Annotated in this window: 16 protein-coding genes; 6 read left to right on the forward strand and 10 right to left on the reverse strand. The window is 56.3% G+C overall.

What is annotated here, in order from left to right:
- Positions 1–31: 31 nt before the first annotated feature.
- The 4 genes from ACKC9G_RS12345 to ACKC9G_RS12360 all read right to left on the reverse strand — a co-directional run bounded on the left by ACKC9G_RS12345 (position 32) and on the right by ACKC9G_RS12360 (position 6276).
- Complete coding sequence (locus tag ACKC9G_RS12345; RefSeq protein ID WP_411405768.1) at positions 32–1315, reverse strand: short-chain fatty acid transporter; 1284 nt, start codon at positions 1313–1315, stop codon at positions 32–34.
- 173 nt (positions 1316–1488) lie between these two features.
- Entirely contained in the window at positions 1489–1836 is a 348-nt protein-coding gene (locus tag ACKC9G_RS12350) for a hypothetical protein (RefSeq protein ID WP_411405770.1), read from the reverse strand.
- Positions 1837–1924: 88 nt separating this feature from the next.
- Positions 1925–3043, reverse strand: a complete 1119-nt coding sequence (locus ACKC9G_RS12355) for a trypsin-like serine peptidase (protein WP_411405772.1) — start codon at positions 3041–3043, stop codon at positions 1925–1927.
- A gap of 242 nt (positions 3044–3285) precedes the next feature.
- Complete coding sequence (locus ACKC9G_RS12360) at positions 3286–6276, reverse strand: hypothetical protein (RefSeq protein ID WP_411405774.1); 2991 nt, start codon at positions 6274–6276, stop codon at positions 3286–3288.
- Positions 6277–6759: 483 nt separating this feature from the next.
- On the opposite strand from ACKC9G_RS12360, the gene ACKC9G_RS12365 reads away from it, so the two are divergent.
- A complete protein-coding gene (locus ACKC9G_RS12365; RefSeq protein WP_411405776.1) occupies positions 6760–9108 on the forward strand; it encodes a glucose/quinate/shikimate family membrane-bound PQQ-dependent dehydrogenase in 2349 nt (782 codons plus the stop codon).
- Positions 9109–9238: 130 nt separating this feature from the next.
- Here the strand turns inward: ACKC9G_RS12365 and ACKC9G_RS12370 are convergent, their stop codons facing one another.
- The gene (locus tag ACKC9G_RS12370) at positions 9239–10135 is read right to left on the reverse strand and encodes a LysR substrate-binding domain-containing protein (protein WP_411405778.1); all 897 of its coding nucleotides are present in this window, start codon (positions 10133–10135) and stop codon (positions 9239–9241) included.
- Between the two features lie 61 nt (positions 10136–10196).
- Between ACKC9G_RS12370 and ACKC9G_RS12375 the strand changes: the two genes are divergently transcribed.
- Positions 10197–10823: a LysE family translocator gene (locus ACKC9G_RS12375; RefSeq protein WP_411405780.1), complete on the forward strand. Its 627-nt coding sequence runs from the start codon at positions 10197–10199 to the stop codon at positions 10821–10823.
- Positions 10824–10894: 71 nt separating this feature from the next.
- Here the strand turns inward: ACKC9G_RS12375 and ACKC9G_RS12380 are convergent, their stop codons facing one another.
- Complete coding sequence (locus ACKC9G_RS12380; RefSeq protein ID WP_411405782.1) at positions 10895–11755, reverse strand: SDR family oxidoreductase; 861 nt, start codon at positions 11753–11755, stop codon at positions 10895–10897.
- Between the two features lie 118 nt (positions 11756–11873).
- Between ACKC9G_RS12380 and ACKC9G_RS12385 the strand changes: the two genes are divergently transcribed.
- Positions 11874–12389, forward strand: a complete 516-nt coding sequence (locus ACKC9G_RS12385) for a winged helix-turn-helix transcriptional regulator (RefSeq protein WP_411405784.1) — start codon at positions 11874–11876, stop codon at positions 12387–12389.
- 114 nt (positions 12390–12503) lie between these two features.
- Positions 12504–13418, forward strand: coding sequence for a glutaminase (locus ACKC9G_RS12390; protein WP_411405786.1), 915 nt, complete (start codon positions 12504–12506; stop codon positions 13416–13418).
- A 75-nt stretch (positions 13419–13493) separates the two neighbouring features.
- Here the strand turns inward: ACKC9G_RS12390 and ACKC9G_RS12395 are convergent, their stop codons facing one another.
- The 4 genes from ACKC9G_RS12395 to ACKC9G_RS12410 form a co-directional block, all read right to left on the reverse strand.
- Positions 13494–13703, reverse strand: coding sequence for a hypothetical protein (locus ACKC9G_RS12395; RefSeq protein WP_411405788.1), 210 nt, complete (start codon positions 13701–13703; stop codon positions 13494–13496).
- A 234-nt stretch (positions 13704–13937) separates the two neighbouring features.
- The gene (locus ACKC9G_RS12400) at positions 13938–14345 is read right to left on the reverse strand and encodes a hypothetical protein (protein ID WP_411405790.1); all 408 of its coding nucleotides are present in this window, start codon (positions 14343–14345) and stop codon (positions 13938–13940) included.
- Positions 14342–14863 (reverse strand): T6SS effector amidase Tae4 family protein, encoded by a 522-nt coding sequence (locus tag ACKC9G_RS12405; RefSeq protein ID WP_411405792.1) that lies wholly within the window; start codon positions 14861–14863, stop codon positions 14342–14344. Before ACKC9G_RS12405 ends, ACKC9G_RS12400 begins: the two co-directional genes overlap by 4 nt.
- A gap of 138 nt (positions 14864–15001) precedes the next feature.
- Entirely contained in the window at positions 15002–16519 is a 1518-nt protein-coding gene (locus tag ACKC9G_RS12410; protein WP_411405794.1) for a TrkH family potassium uptake protein, read from the reverse strand.
- Positions 16520–16776: 257 nt separating this feature from the next.
- On the opposite strand from ACKC9G_RS12410, the gene ACKC9G_RS12415 reads away from it, so the two are divergent.
- Together ACKC9G_RS12415 and ACKC9G_RS12420 are read left to right on the forward strand one after the other, a co-directional pair.
- Complete coding sequence (locus ACKC9G_RS12415) at positions 16777–17124, forward strand: DMT family protein (RefSeq protein ID WP_411405796.1); 348 nt, start codon at positions 16777–16779, stop codon at positions 17122–17124.
- Between the two features lie 132 nt (positions 17125–17256).
- Positions 17257–17943 carry a glutathione S-transferase family protein gene (locus ACKC9G_RS12420; protein ID WP_411405798.1) on the forward strand — a complete coding sequence of 229 codons (687 nt, stop codon included), beginning with the start codon at positions 17257–17259 and terminating at the stop codon, positions 17941–17943.
- Positions 17944–18007 lie beyond the last annotated feature (64 nt).

Genomic DNA, 18007 nt, shown 5'->3' on the forward strand with positions numbered 1-18007 from the left:
GGTTTTTGCATCTTGTGCGATGATGTCTGTGTCAGAGAAAGCTTAAGCCCAATCCGATAACGATACCGGAGACGATCAGCTGGATCAGGCAGTAGCCCATAATGTCGCGTGCCCCGAGTCCCGCGATGGCGAGTACGGGCAATGCCCAGAAGGGTTGCAGCATGTTGGTCCAGGCATCACCCCAGGCCACTGCCATGGCTACACGCCCAACATCCACATTCAGCATCTGTGCTGCGGGCAGCATGACGGGGGCCTGAACCGCCCATTGTCCGCCACCACTCGGTACGAAGAGGTTGATCAGGCCGGCCGAGAGAAAACTCCACAGGGGGAGTGAGTCCTGATTGGCAATGTGGACAAAAAACTCGGCCAGCGAGGTCGCCAGCCCGGAGCCTTGCATGACGGCCATGATGCCAGCGTAGAAAGGAAACTGAATCAGAATGCCACCGGCGGTCGATACTGCCGGGCTAAGGGCGCCCAGCAAACGGGCGGCGGTGCCAAAGAGCACGAGCGCGATACCGAGGAAGATCAGATTGAGGACATTCAGGTTCAGCCCGCCACCGTTAACAAAGTAAGGCACCAGATAAGCCAGCATCAGCACCGCGGTTAAGTAGAGTGGCCAGCGCTGGTGCAGCATCGGGCCTTGTCCTGCTTCCAGAACTTTCTCCTCTTCACTGATGACCTTTTTCAGCGGCGACTGGCGATCCAGCATCAGCATGTTCAGTAGTGGCATGATGATCAGCAGTGCCACCACGATGATGAGGTTATAAGGGGCGAAGATTGTTTCGCTGGTGGGAATCAGCCCAATGGTGGCTTCGGTAAAGTTGCCGGGGGTGTTGATCGTGAGAGGAATGGAGCCGGAAATCCCTGCGTGCCAGATCAGGAAGCCTGAGTAGGCCGATGCCACCAGCAGCTTGTAGTCGATGGCGATTTCCCGGGCAATCGCACGGGCAAAGAAGGCGCCGACCACCAGCCCGAAGCCCCAGTTCAGCCAGGAGGCGACCAGTGCCACCAGCGTGACGGCAACGATGGCACTGCGCGGTCCGGGCAGACGTTTGGCCAGCGCTGCCAGCAGTCGGCGAACAATCGGTGTTGAGGCGACAAGATGTCCCAGTACCAGAATCAGCGCCATCTGCATGGCGAAGGTGAGCAGCTTCCAGAAGCCGCCGCCCCAGCTTTCGATGGCGGCCATCGGTGCCATACCTTCGACGCCAACAGCGAGCACCATGACCAGCAAGGTCAGCAGTAATACCAGTACAAAGGGATCGGGGAGATAACGCTCCACCAGACGGACCGACGCATTCACCAGCCAGCGCATAGAAGGCTCCTGTTGTTATTGGAATTGTGGGGATGGAATAGCTTTGAGTACGAGGCTCACTGCTTTTAGTGTGGCTGGTTTTGGCAAGCTGGCAGGGCAACAAAGTGTTGAACCCTGCTATGGCCTAAAGTCGACTCGTCTTGAGGAGGCAATCTGTGAATGAGCTGACGTGCTCAGGACTTCATGTAAAGGCGCTGATAAATCAGTTCGAGATTGTCGAGTACGTGACGGTACATGGCCCCCGCATCCCAGTAGCCGAGGCATTGATTACAGGTGGCCAGCAGACGTTTCAGAATCTGCGGTTCATCGACAGCGCCTTCCCTGATCATCATTTCCCTGAGGGCGGTGAGATGGGGGATAAAAGTCTCGGGTAAGGGTCTGTTGATGGCATCTTCATCAGCAAGAAAATCCGCGATGCGGGCAAAGTTCTGACGAAAAGCATCGCTTAACCCCTGTGAGCGGGCTTCGGCTTCCGCCCGGGAGAGGTAGTCATGCATATCTGACAGTGGCGTCGTTGCCATGGTGCCCCCTGCGCTGATAATGGGTCTCTGAGTAATACACTATAGACCGTTTTATTCGCTTGCGGCCGTCACCCGAGGGCAGTGTCGGCTAGCGGCAACCGAAGGGAAAGGTGTAAGGGCCGTAAACGAAGGTTTGCACCTTCTGATAAGGAACGTCGTCGTAACGGGTGTCCTTGCGGTTGAGGAAAGACTTGCCTTTGTCGCGGGTGCCGCTCATGTAGAAAATGCCATTGCCAGTCTTGGCGATCAGCATGTCAGTGCCAGCCGCAATGTGATAGAAGCCTTCGTTTACCCACTTGCCATTCAGGTTCTTATAGCGAATACCGGCCAGCACTTCCGAGGATTGGCAGGTATTCGAGACAATCACACTGATCTCGTCCACCGGGTGTTCTATCTCGTACCAGTGCTCGGCAAACGCCGTGTCGTCGTAACGGTTATTCATGATGGCCTTGATGATTTGCTGTCGCTCGGCGCTGATGTAGGCGCCGTAGCTGTCATTGGCAGACATTCCTGAAATCACCCCGAAGATATAGTTGCGGTCATACTCAGCTGAGTAGCGAATCAGCGGCCCGCCGCTCTGGCCCTTGGCGACATCACAGTTGAGCCTGAGCAGGTTGTCGTACTGTTTGATGACCTTGCAGCCTGTCTCATAAAAAAGCGCATTCTTCTTGTCAGAGGGATAACCGATGGTGGTGATTGGCACCTCATTCTCCGGGTATTTACGGCCCCAGTAAGAGAAGGTGCCGACCAGGCGGTTGGCGTCCTGCTCACTCTGATCCTGCCCAATCGCCATGATGGCAATGTCGGAGGCAATACTCATCGAGGTGGATTTGTAGTCGTAATCGTAATCCTGGGGGACGTAGGAATACTTAATCGGGAACGAGCCATAAGGCAGGTGGTAAGGGTCTTTGGCGCCGGGGCTGAACATGGCGTTACGAATGGGGTTGCCGTATTTGTCAAAGGCGCAGTGGGCGGCGGTAAGGATAAACCCCGCGCCAATCATGGCGCCGGTACAGACAGTAATGGTGACGGGGTTTTTGCCGGGGGTGCCGGTACTGTAATGAATCAGGCCGGTTTTGGTGGCGAAGTCCTCGCGCAGTGAGTCCGCGCTGACCCGGTTATCCTTACCGATCACATCGGCGTGGCTGGTCAGGCTCAGGATGAGCAGCATCAGCGTTAGCACACTGAACAGGCTGTGTTTTTTCATTGCCCCTCTCAAATCCAAAAACACCCATCAAAATACGTACTGTCCGGATATGCGCTGTAACAGCTTTGCTCCCGCCAGTCGTGGCTTGGCGCCATTCTTACAGAGTTTTGACATACTTAAGTACGGATTAAGAAGTCTAACACAGCCTCACCGGTGCGCCTGACGAAAAGCCCTGACCAGCCGGTATTGCACCGACTGGCACTGGAGATGCCGCAGTGGATTGGCGTGCTATCAAAGCGGCATCAGCCCAACTTATTAAAGAAGCGGGCGACCTGTAACTGAAGGCGGGAGTTAGACGCCAGCTGCTGATCCCGGTTGCTGTAGGTGCTGTCTCCAAGCAGTGGCCCTTGGGCTGCGTTGGCTTCAATACCGCGCAACACGCTTTGCAGCTTCACATGCTGGCCCTGTAGATACAGGCGCTCAGCGACCAGTAACTGGGAGTGGGCTTCCATATGACCGAGCATGCTTTGCACCAGATGCTGCTTCATCTCGTCGTCCGCCTCATTAAAGACGGGCTCCGGAATGTTGAAGAAGTACTCCGGATTGGAGCTGAGCTGCAGTCTGGCACCTGCATCGGCCAGGGTTTCCAGCCCCTGACGGCGGATGGCCGGATCATGGGATTTCATATCATCAGCGCAGACGGTGGCCTGTACATCCATGATGGCGAGTTTCGAATTCATGGAGACATGGGGCATGCCGGAGTGCACCAGTCCGTAAAGCAGGTAATCCAGCTCGCGACGATTGGTGCCTTGCATGGCCGTGTGGGGGTTGGCCAGCGGCATCTTGTTGGCCTGATGATTCGCCAGATAGGTTGAGATGCCCAGGCCCATCACCCCGGACACAATGGAGTGAATGCGAAAGTCATTGGCATTGGCCAGCTCGCGCTGGCGAAGCTCAGCACTGTTCTGAATCTGCGCCTTGGGCGGCAGAGGATTCGCTTCACGATCAATATCGATCAGCTTTTGTGCCAGCGCATTACCCAGGCGATGATCCTTGTCGGCCTGGGTGCTGAAGTCGGGTTTGGGAATATCCAGCAAGGTGGTGGCCATATGCACGATGCTTTCGGCATTCCACTGGTTCATCTTGCCGCTTTGCAGAATCGACACCAGCTGCAGGGCTTCGGTCAGTTCGGCCGGGCTTTCCTGGCCAAAGGCCAGACGAATCTGGTCACCCTTGAGGCTGGCGGTCGTCTGGGTGTAGCCCGAGCCTTCGCGCATTTCGACATGCTGAGGGCAGAGGCCAAAGACGCCATCAATCGGGCATTTCACCTGCAGGCCACGTTTGGCACCTTGCTTCATGGAGTCAGTAAAGAAAGTGTACTGGCTATTGTCCTTGGTGAAGCTGGCGATGGAGGAATTCGGCTGATGGTGGGCGAACTTACCCAGCACACCGGTGCCGGAGAAAAGCATCTGCTGTGCTGTCTGCGCGGTGGCGACTGCGCGCTCTTTGATATCAAACGCACGTTCGCGACTGATCAGCATGTGGGTGAGCAATTGGGTATCGTTACCGCCGAGGCGGTTCAGGCCCTGCTCGATATTGGCCAGTGAGGCGCGAATCTGCCGCGCGGGTTTGTCATTCACCGAGATCAGGCCAATACCACCGCCTGTGGCTTTGGGGTTACCCAGTCCGGTCTGCTTCTGGTAGCTGGTACAGGACAGAATACGCAGCTGGCCCGCGGCGATCTCCCGCCCAAAGCTGCCCACCACCTTGTCCATATCGCCCCGGTTTTCCATGGTGGCATCCAGTACGAGGGTCAGTGGTGTGCCGTTATGGGCCTTAAACCGCTCACGCATCCCGGCAATGACGGCATTGCCATCCCAGCCCTTGCTTGAGCCCAGGCGCGGGCTGCTGTCATCGCCCAGCGAAGCGACAATGATGGGAGCGTTACCGGAAACCTGAAAGTTCTTCTGCAGATGCTTTTCAAGATCCGGGTAGATCGGTGTGTCGTTATAGCCGGGAGCGGCCAGATATTCGATCTGATTGCTGCCGGTCAGGTGTCTGGCTGCACGAAGTGCCGTGGTCAGGGCGCTGGTGCCGCTGCTCATCAGATGCACTTCCGGCGTCGGTACGCTAGGCGGCAACTGGTCCGGCGCAACCAGAGGGGAGGCGGCCTGGCGGAAATCATTCACATCATAGGGGCGCGCGGCAGAGAGGCAGACCTGCAGCTCCTCGAGGAGCGCATGGTAGCCAGTGGCAAAGATGGCGGTGCCGTCCTTCGCCAGTGATGGCAATGAATCGGCAACATCCGTCAGCGCCTGCAGGCCATTGGCGAGCAGCACATCATGACGCAGCTGCTGACCACTGCCCCGGGCATCCAGCATGGTGACCAGATTGTCGATCAGTTCTGCTGCTGTATGAGCGAGGGGACCGGTGCTGTGCTGGTTAGGAATTTCACGCAGGCGTTGGCTAACCGAGTTGCCCGGTGTGCCACGCAGCTGATGAATCAGCGCCTGATTGTTAATGCTCGGGTCCTGCTGGCGAGGCCGCACTGCGCCTTTGAACTCCGCCATCATGTCGTACATGGTCGGACGCGCGCCCTCATCCGTCAGGGTGCGCGGCATGGCTTCGAGCAGATTGGTCTGGCCCTTGGGCGTCTTGTCCATAATCAGGGTGTAGACATTTTCCCCCAGTTTCTGGAAACGCTCTGACTGCATGAACTGCTCGGTCGTCAGCCCCGCCATGTGCGGCGTGCCCTGATAAAGATTCAGAATCGAACGGGCGCTGTGCGGTGAGTTCACATGCACATAGGCCAGATTGCCCTGGGTACCAAACTTGCGCCGAAACAGCTCGGCACTGACTTTTTCCGGCAAATTGCCGCTGTCGCCAGTCTGGTAAATGCCATCGCTGCCGGTGTTGGCGCGCAGGTGGTGCAGCGCCGGGGAGTTCATGTCCTTGGAGCGGGACACACTGAGGCCGTACTGAGCGGCGACGTGCTCGCCACCGGGAATGGCTTCAAGTTCGATACGGCGACGGTCACTGTAGGAGCGCATGTTCAGACCGTCCTGCTCAAGGGTGCGGTCATGGCGGGAATGGCGCTGCAACTCCTGCAGCAGGGTGTTGCTGTCAATGCTGCCTACATTCAGCTGCTGGCGCAGGCTTTCCATCTTTTGCGCCAGATGATCCGCCTGAGGAGTGCTGCCGGTGCCGTTGGCAGGGTTCGGTTGAGTGTTCTGGTGCTGGGTCTGCTGTGTGTTGTAGTAACCCGAATTCCCACCCACGCCGGGGATATGCATGGCGACACTCCTGAAGATTCTTGTCGTTATGCTCCGGGGCTGTTGCCTGCCGGAGGCGGTCTCAACGCGGTCTCACTGACGCGCGTTCCTGGCAAGGGCGTGTAATACACGCTCCCTGCGTAGTTTACTTCAGGTAGTAGTGTGGCCGAAAAGGGCACAGAAGTTCCCCCATTTGACGGAAAGTTGCCCGGTTGTCGCCTTTGATTGGACGACTCATGAGTGTCCGTTGGCGCGTCAGGCTTTATCGGAATCACAAGGCGGCAATGTCATCGGAATGATTCAGCCTGATACGAGGGTTGTCATTTGTCGAAAAAGTAACCAAGAAGCTCTTGTTACTGCACTGTTTGTGCAGATGCATGACCGGGCATTTCACCGTGGCGATCTCGGGGAAGTGCTACTTCAGCATCAGCAGACGTGCATTACTTATCTCAATGACATTGACCAAGAACCCTACACCAACAATCAACTAAGGGATTAGACGTCATGATTGTTCTGGCAATCCTTTTTGTCCTGCTGGGGGTCGCCCTGCTGGGCGGCGGACTCTGGCTTATCTTCTCAGGCGGCAGCTGGTATTACGCCATTGCGGGAGCCGTGCTGATCGGCGTGGGTGTCTTTACCACCCGCCGACGTGGCAGTGCCCGCTGGATTTATGCAGCTTTCCTGTTGGCCACGCTCGGCTGGGCGCTGTGGGAGTCCGGCTTTGACTGGTGGCCGCTGGCCACGCGCATGGGCCTGTTTCTGGTGCTCGGTATTCCGCTTCTTTTTGCCGCACGGCGCTACCCCAGCGGTCACAAGGTATATTGCCTGGCCTGGCTGGTCAGTGTGGTGGTGACTCTGGCGAGCCTGACGGCGGATCAGCACCGCATCGACGGTGAGTTGCCAACGGACACGGTCGCCAGTGCGCCTGAGATGGGAAATGTGCCGGAGGATCAGTGGCTGGCCTATGGCCGCAGCAACATGGGGCAGCGCTACTCTCCGCTGGATCAGATCACGCCGGAGAATATCGGCACGCTGGATCTGGCCTGGCAAACCCAGACGGGCGATGTCAAAGGCCCGAAAGATGTGACCGAAACCACTTATGAGGCAACACCGCTGAAAGTGGGCAATACCCTCTATCTCTGCACGCCGCATAACTGGCTGGTGGCGCTGGATGCGGACACCGGCATGAAGCGCTGGATCTACGATGCCAAGGTGCCACCGGAAAGCCAGCGTCAGCACCAGACCTGCCGTGGCGTGTCTTATTTGCCACCGCAGGCCGGTGTGGCGGTGCCCACGGCGACGGCCGCAACTCAGGAAAAAACCACCGATACCCTGGCGGCAACGCAATGTGATGCCGAGCTTTTCCTGCCAACCTCCGATGCTCGCCTTATTGCTATCGACCCCACCACAGGTGCTCGCTGCAGCAACTTTGGTGAGGATGGCGTGGTCGATCTGATGCAGGGCATGCCTTTCAAGCAAAGTGGCTATTACTACTCGACCTCAGCGCCTTTAGTCGCGGGCGGCAAGGTGATCGTCGCAGGCTCCGTTAATGATAACTACGATGTGAACTCACCTTCGGGTGTGATCCGTGGCTTTGATGCGCGCACGGGCGAACTGGTCTGGAACTGGGATTCGGGCAACCCGGATGAGACTGCGCCAATCGGCCCGGATCAAAGCTATACCACCAGCTCCCCGAACAGCTGGTCCACCGCGAGCGCCGATGAAAGTCTGGGTCTTGCCTACTTCCCGATGGGGAATCGCACGCCTGATCAGCTCGGGACCTATCGCTCACCGGCGGAGGAAAAATACGCCACGTCTGTGGTGGCGCTGAGCCTTGAAACCGGCAAAGCCGTCTGGGTTCACCAGTTTGTGCATCACGACCTGTGGGACATGGATACCCCGGCACAACCTTCGCTGGTGGATCTTAAAACCAAAGAAGGCGTACAGCCGGCCTTGGTCGTCCCGACCAAACAGGGTGATGTTTATGTGCTGAACCGTGAAACCGGCGATGCCATTTTGCCTGTCACCGAAGAGCCTACGCCTCAGGGCGCACAGGTGCCCGGCGACTTCACGGCACCGACTCAGCCGACCTCGGCCCTGAGCTTCAAGCCCAAACCTCTGACCGAAGCGGACATGTGGGGCGCCACACCCATTGACCAGATGATGTGTCGCATCAAGTTCCGCTCGTTGCGTTATGAAGGCCGCTATACGCCACCGAGCGAGCAGGGCACCATCGTCTATCCGGGTAACTTTGGCGTCTTCAACTGGGGCAGCATTGCCGTCGATCCCAAGCGTCAGGTGATGTTCGGCATGCCGACATATCTGGCCTTTATCTCGACGCTGGTACCAAAAACGCCCGAGATGGCAGATGACCCAACGGCGAACACCGGTGAGCATGGTCTTAATTCCAATGAAGGAGCGAAGTTCGCGGTGAAATTCACGCCGTTCCTCTCCCCCGTGGGAGTGCCTTGTCAGCAGCCGCCCTGGGGTTATGTTGCCGGTGCCGATCTGCGGACCGGCAAGATTGCCTGGAAACACAAGAACGGCACCATCGAGGATATGACGCCTTTGCCACTGCCTGTGAAGATGGGTGTGCCCGGTATTGGCGGGCCGGTGATTACCGCCGGTGGCGTGGCTTTTCTGGCGGCCTCGGTGGATGACTACCTGCGCGGTTATGACCTGACCACGGGCAAACAGTTGTGGGAAGCACGATTGCCCGCCGGTGGGCAGGCAACGCCAATGACTTACCTGAACTCGAAAGGCGAGCAAATGGTGGTACTGGTGGCCGGTGGACATGGCTCCATTGGCACCACCACCGGGGACTATATCGTTGCCTATAAACTGAGAAAGTAAGCCGAAAAGGGCGAGTCCGTTTTACGCCAACCTGACTGGGCTCAAGACCAGGATAAAGCTACGTGGCGTCACCAATAACCCGGAGGAGTGATCCCCGGGTTTTTCTTTGGTCGATGCCAGGGAAAATGAGTCAGCTCGCCAGTGTCTGCAACTGGGTGGCGCTGCGAATCATCTGCGCCAGTGCTTCTATCGCCCGCGATTGCTGGCTTTTGGCAAGGTAGAGGTTGATGGCGACGGACGGCAGCTCGGGCAAATGCTCACCCGCCGGGAGAATATCCAGATGTTCCGGCACGGTGGAGACGAGCCAGGCCGTCACCGCAAGATCCGCCGCGACGGTCGCGCGGGTGGCATCAATGCTGCCGCTTTCAAACAGGGTGCGCCAGGTGCGCTGGCCTTGTTCCAGTGCGGCCAATACCAGCGGTCGAAAGGCACAGGTTTCTGCCACCATCGAGACGGGTAGCGGGCTCTTAAGCTGAGCCACGCCGCCGCGCGCGCCGACCCACACCAGCTTGTCGATAGTCAGGCATTCACCCGAACCCTGACCGACCGGTTCCTCGACCAGCGCCAGATCAAGCCTGCCTTCCTCGATGGCCTGGCGCAGTTCCGGTGAGGCCAGACAGACCAGTTCGACATCAACCTGCGGATGGGCATGGGTAAAGTGTTTAAGGATGGGGGTGAGCCAGGTGCCCACCAGATCATAGGGTGCGCCAAGGCGGATGACGCCGGACATGCTGTCCTCACTGATGTCCGCCCACAGCTCATCATTCAGTCGCACCAAACGACGTGCTTTGCCCAGTAGCCGCTCGCCATTAGGCGTCAGGCGCAAAGTTCGCTTCTCCCGAATGAACAGATCGCCGGTCTGTTCTTCCAGTCGGGCAATCTGCTGACTGACGGCGCTTTGGGTCAGGTGCAGGGTATTGCCCGCCGCCGTCATGCTGCCGTGGTCGGCAACAAAGACAAAGGTGCGCAATAAGGCGATATCAAGGTTTCTGCTCATGGTGGCATTATGGTTGATAATGCATGGCATGCACAACATTCGTTTCTCTAATGTATTGGCGCTCGCTAGCATTCACTCTCAGGTAGAACACATGGCGCTGAGAAGTGAGGGCCTTATGCTGATTTCAGAGACATTACCGCTGGCACTCTTTGTGCTGGTATCGACGATGTCACCGGGTGGTGCAACCACGGTGGCGACCGCTTCCGGGGCGCATTTTGGCTACCGGCGTTCACTGCCGCTGATCAGTGGCATCGCGCTGGGGCTGGCGTCGATGGCGGCCTTTGCCGCGTTGGGTCTGAGCAGTTTCCTGCTGGCCTTTCCTTCCCTGCAGCTGGCGATGAAGCTGATCGGCTCTGTGTATTTACTCTGGCTGGCGCTGAAAACCGCCCGCAGCGGCCCGCCTCGACTGGGTGCCAGCATTGCCCGGCCGACACGGTTTATCGGTGCGGTCCTGCTGGTCTGGTACAATCCCAAAGGCTGGGCGATGACTCTCGGGGCAGCGGCCTCCTTTGCTTCTCTGGCGGCAGGGCAGGGCACCCTGGCGGTACTGCTCGGCAGCTCTTTCGGGCTGGCGGCGCTATTGTCCCTGTCTATCTGGTGTCTGGGTGGGCTGGTGTTGGCGAAGTTATTGACCACTGATACCCAGTGGCATGTGCTGAATGCGCTGCTTGGCCTGTTGCTGGCGGCCTCGATTGTGCCCATGTGGCTGGAAGGCTGATCGGGAATCCTGCCATCGGGATATGAAAAAAGGAGGCATCAGGCCTCCTTTACTCGTTTCGCGCTTTTAGCTTACAGCGCCGCTAATGCTGCCTTGACGCTTTCCGCATAGGGCGTGGTCGGGCGACCCAGCAGCATGCTGAGGGTTTTGCTGTCATCTTCCAGACACTGGCTGGCAGCGGCGGCGTCCCAACCGGCGATAGCAAAGGATAAACCTTCCGGCAGACCAATCTCGGTGAGCACACCGGCGTATTCTTCCATGCTCATGTTTTTGAAGCCGACCGGTTTACCGGACAGTTCCGATAGGGTCGCTGCCAGTTCAGCACGGGTGTAGCTATTATCACCGGCCAGTTCATAGATCTTGCCTGTATGACCTTCGCCGGTCAGCACGATGGCTGCTGCTTCGGCAAAATCCTTGCGGGAAGCGGTGCTGAAGCGGCCTTCACCACTGGCTCCAATGAGTACGCCGTGCTCCAGCGCCGGGCCAGGGTTGCCGGTCAGGTTTTCGGTGTACCAGCCATTGCGAAGGATGGCATGCGGGATCGCGCTGTCCTTGAGTAGTGCTTCAGTGGCCAGATGCTCTTCGGCCAGCGACAGCGGCGAGCTGTCGGCATGCAGAAGGCTGGTGTAGGTCACAAACCCGACCCCGGCGGCTTTGGCGGCATTGATGACATGACGGTGCTGAGCTTCGCGCTGACCCACTTCACTGGAGGAAATCAGCAGCAGGCGATCGGCGCCGGTCAGTGCGGCCTGCAGAGCGGCTTCATCGTTGTAATCCGCTTCACGAAGGGTAATGCCCTTTTCTGCATAGGCCGCCAGTTTGGCAGGGTTACGCACGACAGCGATGATGTCGCTTGGGTGCAGGCGAGCCAGCAGGGCATCCAGAACCAGCACACCTAATTGGCCGGAAGCAGCAGTAACAGCAACTTTCATAACATTCTCCACAAGATCAGAGGCATCGTTGAGTTCATCCCTGTTCAGCGAACGGGTTGAAAGTTATGCTAGCGATCACACGAACTAAAAGTAAGTACGAACATAAAGGTAAGTGTCGATGAATCTTTCTGACCTTTCCCCCAGGGCCGCGCGCTCATCAGCGCCGCTGTCTGAAGAGCATCCGGCATCAGCAGCGCAGTTAGCGACGGCCCCCGGCAACAAAAACGTCTCTGACAAGGAACCCGAACCCTATGGCCTGCGCCAGCATTTACGTACCGGCAATGTACTGGCATCGGATTGCCCGTCCCGCGATGTGCTAAAACATATCACCAGCCGCTGGGGTGTGCTGGTGCTGGTGGCGTTGCTGGATGGGACGCATCGCTTCAGTGCCCTGCGACGAAAAATTCAGGGCGTGAGCGAGCGGATGCTGACGCAAACCCTGCAGTGGCTGGAGCATGACGGCTTTGTCGAGCGCATTGCCTATCCGGTGGTGCCGCCCCACGTGGAGTATTCCCTGACCCCTATGGGCCTGGAAGTGGCCAATCAAGTGGAGGGGCTGGTGGACTGGATTGAATTTAACCTGCCACGCATTCTTGCCCAGCGCGACGAGGACGCCACAAGTTCTGTCGCCTGAGGCGCTTTTTAGCGGTTTTTTCTAGGTTTTTGCGCCTTCATCTGGTTTGATAGGCGCCCCTGACCCGCTCACAGAAGCAGGCAGGTTTTGCTGTCAACTACCAAGAGAATAACCATGGATTATCCCGAATTACTGGAAGAGATCTTCCATGTGGCACGGGCCTTTGTCGGCAAGGGCAAAGTGGCGGACTACATCCCAGCGCTGGCGCGAGTGCCGGCAGAGAAGTTCGGCATTGCGATCTCCCTGCTCGATGGTCGTGAATATGTGATGGGTGACGCTGACGAGTCCTTCTCGATCCAGAGCGTCTCCAAAGTCTTCAGTCTGGCACTGGCGCTGCATCATCTGGGCGATCAGGTCTGGCACCGGGTGGGCATCGAGCCTTCCGGTAACCCGTTCAACTCTCTGGTACAGCTGGAGTACGAGAACGGTATTCCCCGCAACCCCTTTATTAATGCCGGTGCACTGGTCGTTACTGATTGGCTGTTAGGCTCAAGTGCTGACCCGACTACCGAACTGCTGGACTGGCTGCGTGCCGCGACCGGCAACCCGCATATCGGGATTGATCGAGAAGTGGCGGACTCCGAGTGGGAGCACCGGCACCGTAATGCAGCGCTGACTCACTTTATGGCCAGCTGCGGCAATATCCGCAGTAATGTCGACCGCGTGCTGCGTACCTATTTCGAGCATTGTGCTATTGCCATGAGCTGCCGGGATCTGGCCCGGGCGGGTCTGGTGTTGGCAGGTCACGGCAAAAGCCCGCGTCTTGAAGAGCGCTTCCTGACCCGTAGCCAGGCCAAGGAAATCAACGCGCTGATGCTGACGTGCGGCACTTACGATGCGGCAGGGGACTTCGCCTTCCGCGTGGGGTTGCCAGGCAAGAGTGGTGTTGGCGGCGGTATTCTGGCGGTTATCCCGAACCTGATGAGCATCGCAGTCTGGAGCCCGGCGCTGGATTCCCACGGTAACTCCATGGCCGGTGTGGAAGCGCTGGAGCGCTTTACCACTTTAACCGGCATTTCAGTGTTCTAGTCGCCCGTTCCGGGACGCTTGCGCAGTGTATGAAAAGGCCAGCGATTTCAGCTGGCCTTTTTTATTTTCATAAGATTAGCTGGCTATATTTAGCGCAACATCTTGAAGAATACTTTCGATACTATCTAACTTTTCTAAATGCATTTTGCTGCTAGATAGATCTTTAGACCAATCTGGCTCCTCATGAATGGATTCAAGACTCAGTTTTATATCTAGCATCGTTTCCAGAATGTTTTCGTTAACTGAGATAAGACTTTCAAGTAAAGCAGCAACTTCTTCGCTCATATGTATCTCCTGCCTTGGATAGAGTCATGGACTAAATTATCAGCATCTCAAGGCAACAGAAATGTCTTACTAAAGAGTTTTGCTAGCCTAGAAAGTCACTCTAATGGGGCTGCTGCGGTAACTCCATGGCCGGTGTGGAAGCGCTGGAGCGCTTTACCACTTTAACCGGTATTTCGGTGTTCTATGTGCTAATCCAGAGCCCTGCCCCCGTTGATGTTGCTAACTGACAGGGGATTAGGGTTGTGGATAATCCTTGCTGATCGCTTTGGCCGCCTGATCTATGGCGGATTTAACCACCGGTGTGCTGGCCATTTCATAGCAGTAGGGGATGTAAACCACGCGATCATGCGTGGGTGAAGTCTCTGAGGAAACCACGAAGGGCTTTTGTTGCTCGCTTGCTTTAAGTACGGCTTGGTTGATCTCCGTCAGAACATCGATAGCGCCGTGCATTCTATTGATAATTATTGATGCCCACGCATTTCCTTCCTCCTGCAAATACTCACTCTTCTGATGGTAAAGGCAGCTGGCCATGGCGTACTCGGTCATGTCTTGTAATGGAGTAATAGAATTTATAGGTGATGCTAATAAATTTTTGGAAAAAATTAACGTAAATAATAAAGAAATAGTGATTAGGTGTCTCATGACAGCTCCCAGAACTCACTAAGATAAGTCTTAACGTTAGAATTTGAACTATTAATATAAGTTGAATAATTATCGTGGCTTGGTTCTCTATATGTCCTTCCGTTCCATAATGCGATGTGGCCTGTAGCATCACTCCAGTTTACCGAAAAACAAATTATTCCCTTTTTACCTCTGAAACTATCGTCAAAAGGGGTAATATTATCAACGCTGGGAGTACCTAAGGTTTTCAATAAGTAGTTTCTAAAATGGCGTATATTAAAAATAATTTTGCTACCATCTTCAGCGCTTATTGTTTGCGCTCCAGCATTACTTGCAATTGCACGGTTTATTGGTGCCCCAGCATGATTGAAGGCAACACTCATTCTGCTTGCGCAGGTGTTTCCATTTGGTCCAAATCCGGGTACGTAAATATTCTTTTCTACCGTTCCGCCTAAGCTAGTATATAGGTCTTTTAAAGTTGGATACTTAGTGTGATCGGGGAAAGAGTTCCATAATTTTTGAAAATTTGGTTTTCTCATTTAATAATTCCTTAATGATTATTTTGCTTCCTGCAAACCAAGATACCAATCCATATTTTTGAAATTATGGAAAATTTAGCAGCTCATGGTCACAAATAAGAGCGCTGGAATTTTACATTATTTTACAAACAATGGAAGCTACCAGCGCCAGGCGGCGGGTATCAGCAGGACCAGTACGGTAAGAATTTCCAGACGTCCCATTAGCATGCCGAAGGCCAGCAGCCATTTGGCGCCATCCGGCAGCGAGGCAAAGTTACCTGCCGGGCCGATGATGTCACCGATACCGGGGCCAACGTTGGAGACCGCGGTGGCAGCGCCACTCAGGCTGGTCAGTACATCAAGACCCATGGCCGTGAGGGCAAGGCCAATAGCGGCGACGGTCAGGCAGTAGAAGAAGGCGAAGGCGATGATCGCACGCAGAACATCGTCACTCACGGGGCGGCCATTGTAGCGTTGCTCACGAATGGCGCGCGGGTGCAGCAGCTGGTTCATCTGGCCCATTAACGCGCGGGTTGCCAGCTGGAAACGGAACATCTTGATACCACCACTGGTGGAGCCGGAGCAGCCGCCCATAAAGGTGAGGAAGAAGAACGTCAGCACCGCAAAGGCGCCCCATTGGGTGTAATCGGTGTACGCAAAGCCGGTGGTGGTGACCACGGAAATCACGTTAAAGGTGACGTAGCGGAAGGCTTCTTCCCAGGTCATGTAGGTGTAGGCCGGCTGAAATTTCAGCCATACCGACAAAATGGTGATGATAAAGGCAAGGAAAATCAGCAGGCCTTTAACCTGATCATCCTGCCAGATGGGCTTGCGTGAGTTACGAAAGCTCTGGGCATACAGCGCCAGTGGCAGCGCCGACAGCAGCATAAAAATAGAACCGGACCAGACCAGAAACGGCTGGGTAAAGTGGGCAAAGGAGTCATCGTAGTTACCGAAGCCTCCGGTCGAGACGGTCGCCAGCGCATGCACCACCGCATCGAAGAAACGCATGCCGCCAGCCCAGAAAATCGCGATGCACATCAGGGTCAGGCTGCCATACACCTTGCCGATACTGGCCGCCAGGGCGCGGGCATTGGGCAGGTGATTATCCGAGCGGTCCGAGGACTCCGTCTGGAACAGCTTCATCCCGCCGACCCGCAGGAAGGGCAGAATGGCCAGCGCCATCACGATAATCCCGATACCGCCCATCCACTGCAAAAGACCGCGCCAGAGCAGCATGCCGTGTGACAGTGTCGGTAAATTGGACAGTACTGTGGAGCCGGTCGTGGTGATGCCGGAAACCGTCTCGAAGATGGCATCGGTAAAGCTCAGGTGCAGACGGGTGAACATAAAGGGCAGGGCACCGAAGAAACTCAGTACCAGCCAGCTCAGTACCGTCAGCAGGAAAAGATGACGCGCCCTTAAGTGCATACGTGCGCCGTAGCCTGCGCCGACCAGCGCCGAGCCGCCACCGAGGGTGAGCAGAAAGGCCATGGCAAAGGCGCCCCGGTCACTGTCACCTTCAAAGATCAGCAACAGCCAGGGCGGCAGCATAAAGAGGGAAAGAAAACAGGTGATGGCACCCAGTACGAAACCCAGTGCCCGGATGCGGGAGAGGGTTTTACTCAAGGGGCGCTCGGCATCAAGTAATGACAGTGACGATTGACTCGGATTCATGCCTTAACGTACTTCCAGCGGGCAGTTTCGTGGCTGACTCTTTGGCCTATGATGCCGCATTGCAGCATAAAGGCCAGTATTTTATGACGCTCCTTGCCCGATGCTGCAGCTGAGGTCATGCTCTGCCGCAGCCCTGAATCAGACGGCCTTGTGCGGCAAGTGTTGCAGCAGTATAGACCTGCCAGTTTCAGGAAAGAGGAAACTTCCTGAAATTTCCGCCTTTTTCTCCTGACTCTACTCTCTTAAGGGACTTTCTGATGAACCCCGTTTTCAGCACTGTCGGGCTGTTGATGCTCAGTAACGTATTCATGACCTTTGCCTGGTATGCCCACCTGAAAAATCTGGCGGACAAACCCTGGATTCTGGCAGTGGTGATCAGCTGGAGTATCGCCTTCTTCGAGTACCTGCTACAGGTGCCCGCCAACCGGATTGGTCATGAGGTGATGACCGTCGGCCAGCTCAAAATTCTGCAGGAAATCATCACCCTCACCATTTTCGTGCCTTTTACCGTGTTTTACCTCAAGGAAAAGCTGACCTGGGATTACCTGTGGGCCGGGCTTTGTATGCTCGGTGCGGTGTATTTCATGTTCCGTAGCAAACTCTGAAACAGACTGATAGCCGCCGTCAGGGGACGGCTTATTGCAGAGCGTTAACGCCGGGCGCATAGTGGGCGTCCGGGTGTTGTCGGTCGTTCCCGGTCATCACAGGATTGTATGGCCTAAGGCCAGGGAGGTGCGATGAGCGCCCTGCTGCATGCTCCATTACGTCTGGTAATCGGAGATAAAACCTATTCCTCCTGGTCGCTGCGTGCCTGGTATTTCATGACCATGAGCAACATCAGCTTCGAGGAAGTTCCGCTCTCCCTCAGTAGCGAAAGCTTTGCCGCCGAGATTCAGAAATACTCCGGTGCGGGTAAGGTGCCGGTGCTGCTGCATGACCAGAGTGTGATCTGGGACAGCCTCGCCATTTGTGAGTATGCCTCGGAGACTTTTCTTGATGGTCGCGGCTGGCCAGCGGTGCCCCAGCAACGCGCCTGGGCACGCTCTGTGGTGGCAGAAATGCACTCCAGCTTCAGCTCGTTGCGTCAGGAAATGCCGATGGATTGCAGCCTGGCCCATCCGAGCTTCTGCCCAAGTACTTTGGTGCGCGAGGATATCCGCCGTATTGAAAGCCTCTGGCATGACTGCCGTAAAGCACATCGCAGTGAAGGGCCCTGGCTGTTTGGGCGCTTCTCCATCGCAGATGCCATGTTTGCCCCGGTGGCCAGTCGCTTTCGAAGCTACGGCGTCAGCCTGGATGCGCTCGGTGATGACTACATGCAAACCCTGCTGGAATCTGAGGGTATGCAGCGCTGGTATGCGCAGGCCAAAGCAGAAATGCAGAGCCGGCAAGGGCTGCAAGCGACCGCCGCAAACGTCTTCTGATCAGGCTGCAATGCCCGAATTACGCCGCATTGCAGCAATCTCTCCTTCAGGACAACTGGCGCCC

This window comes from Pokkaliibacter sp. CJK22405, assembly GCF_046614695.1.
Lineage (GTDB): Bacteria > Pseudomonadota > Gammaproteobacteria > Pseudomonadales > Balneatricaceae > Pokkaliibacter.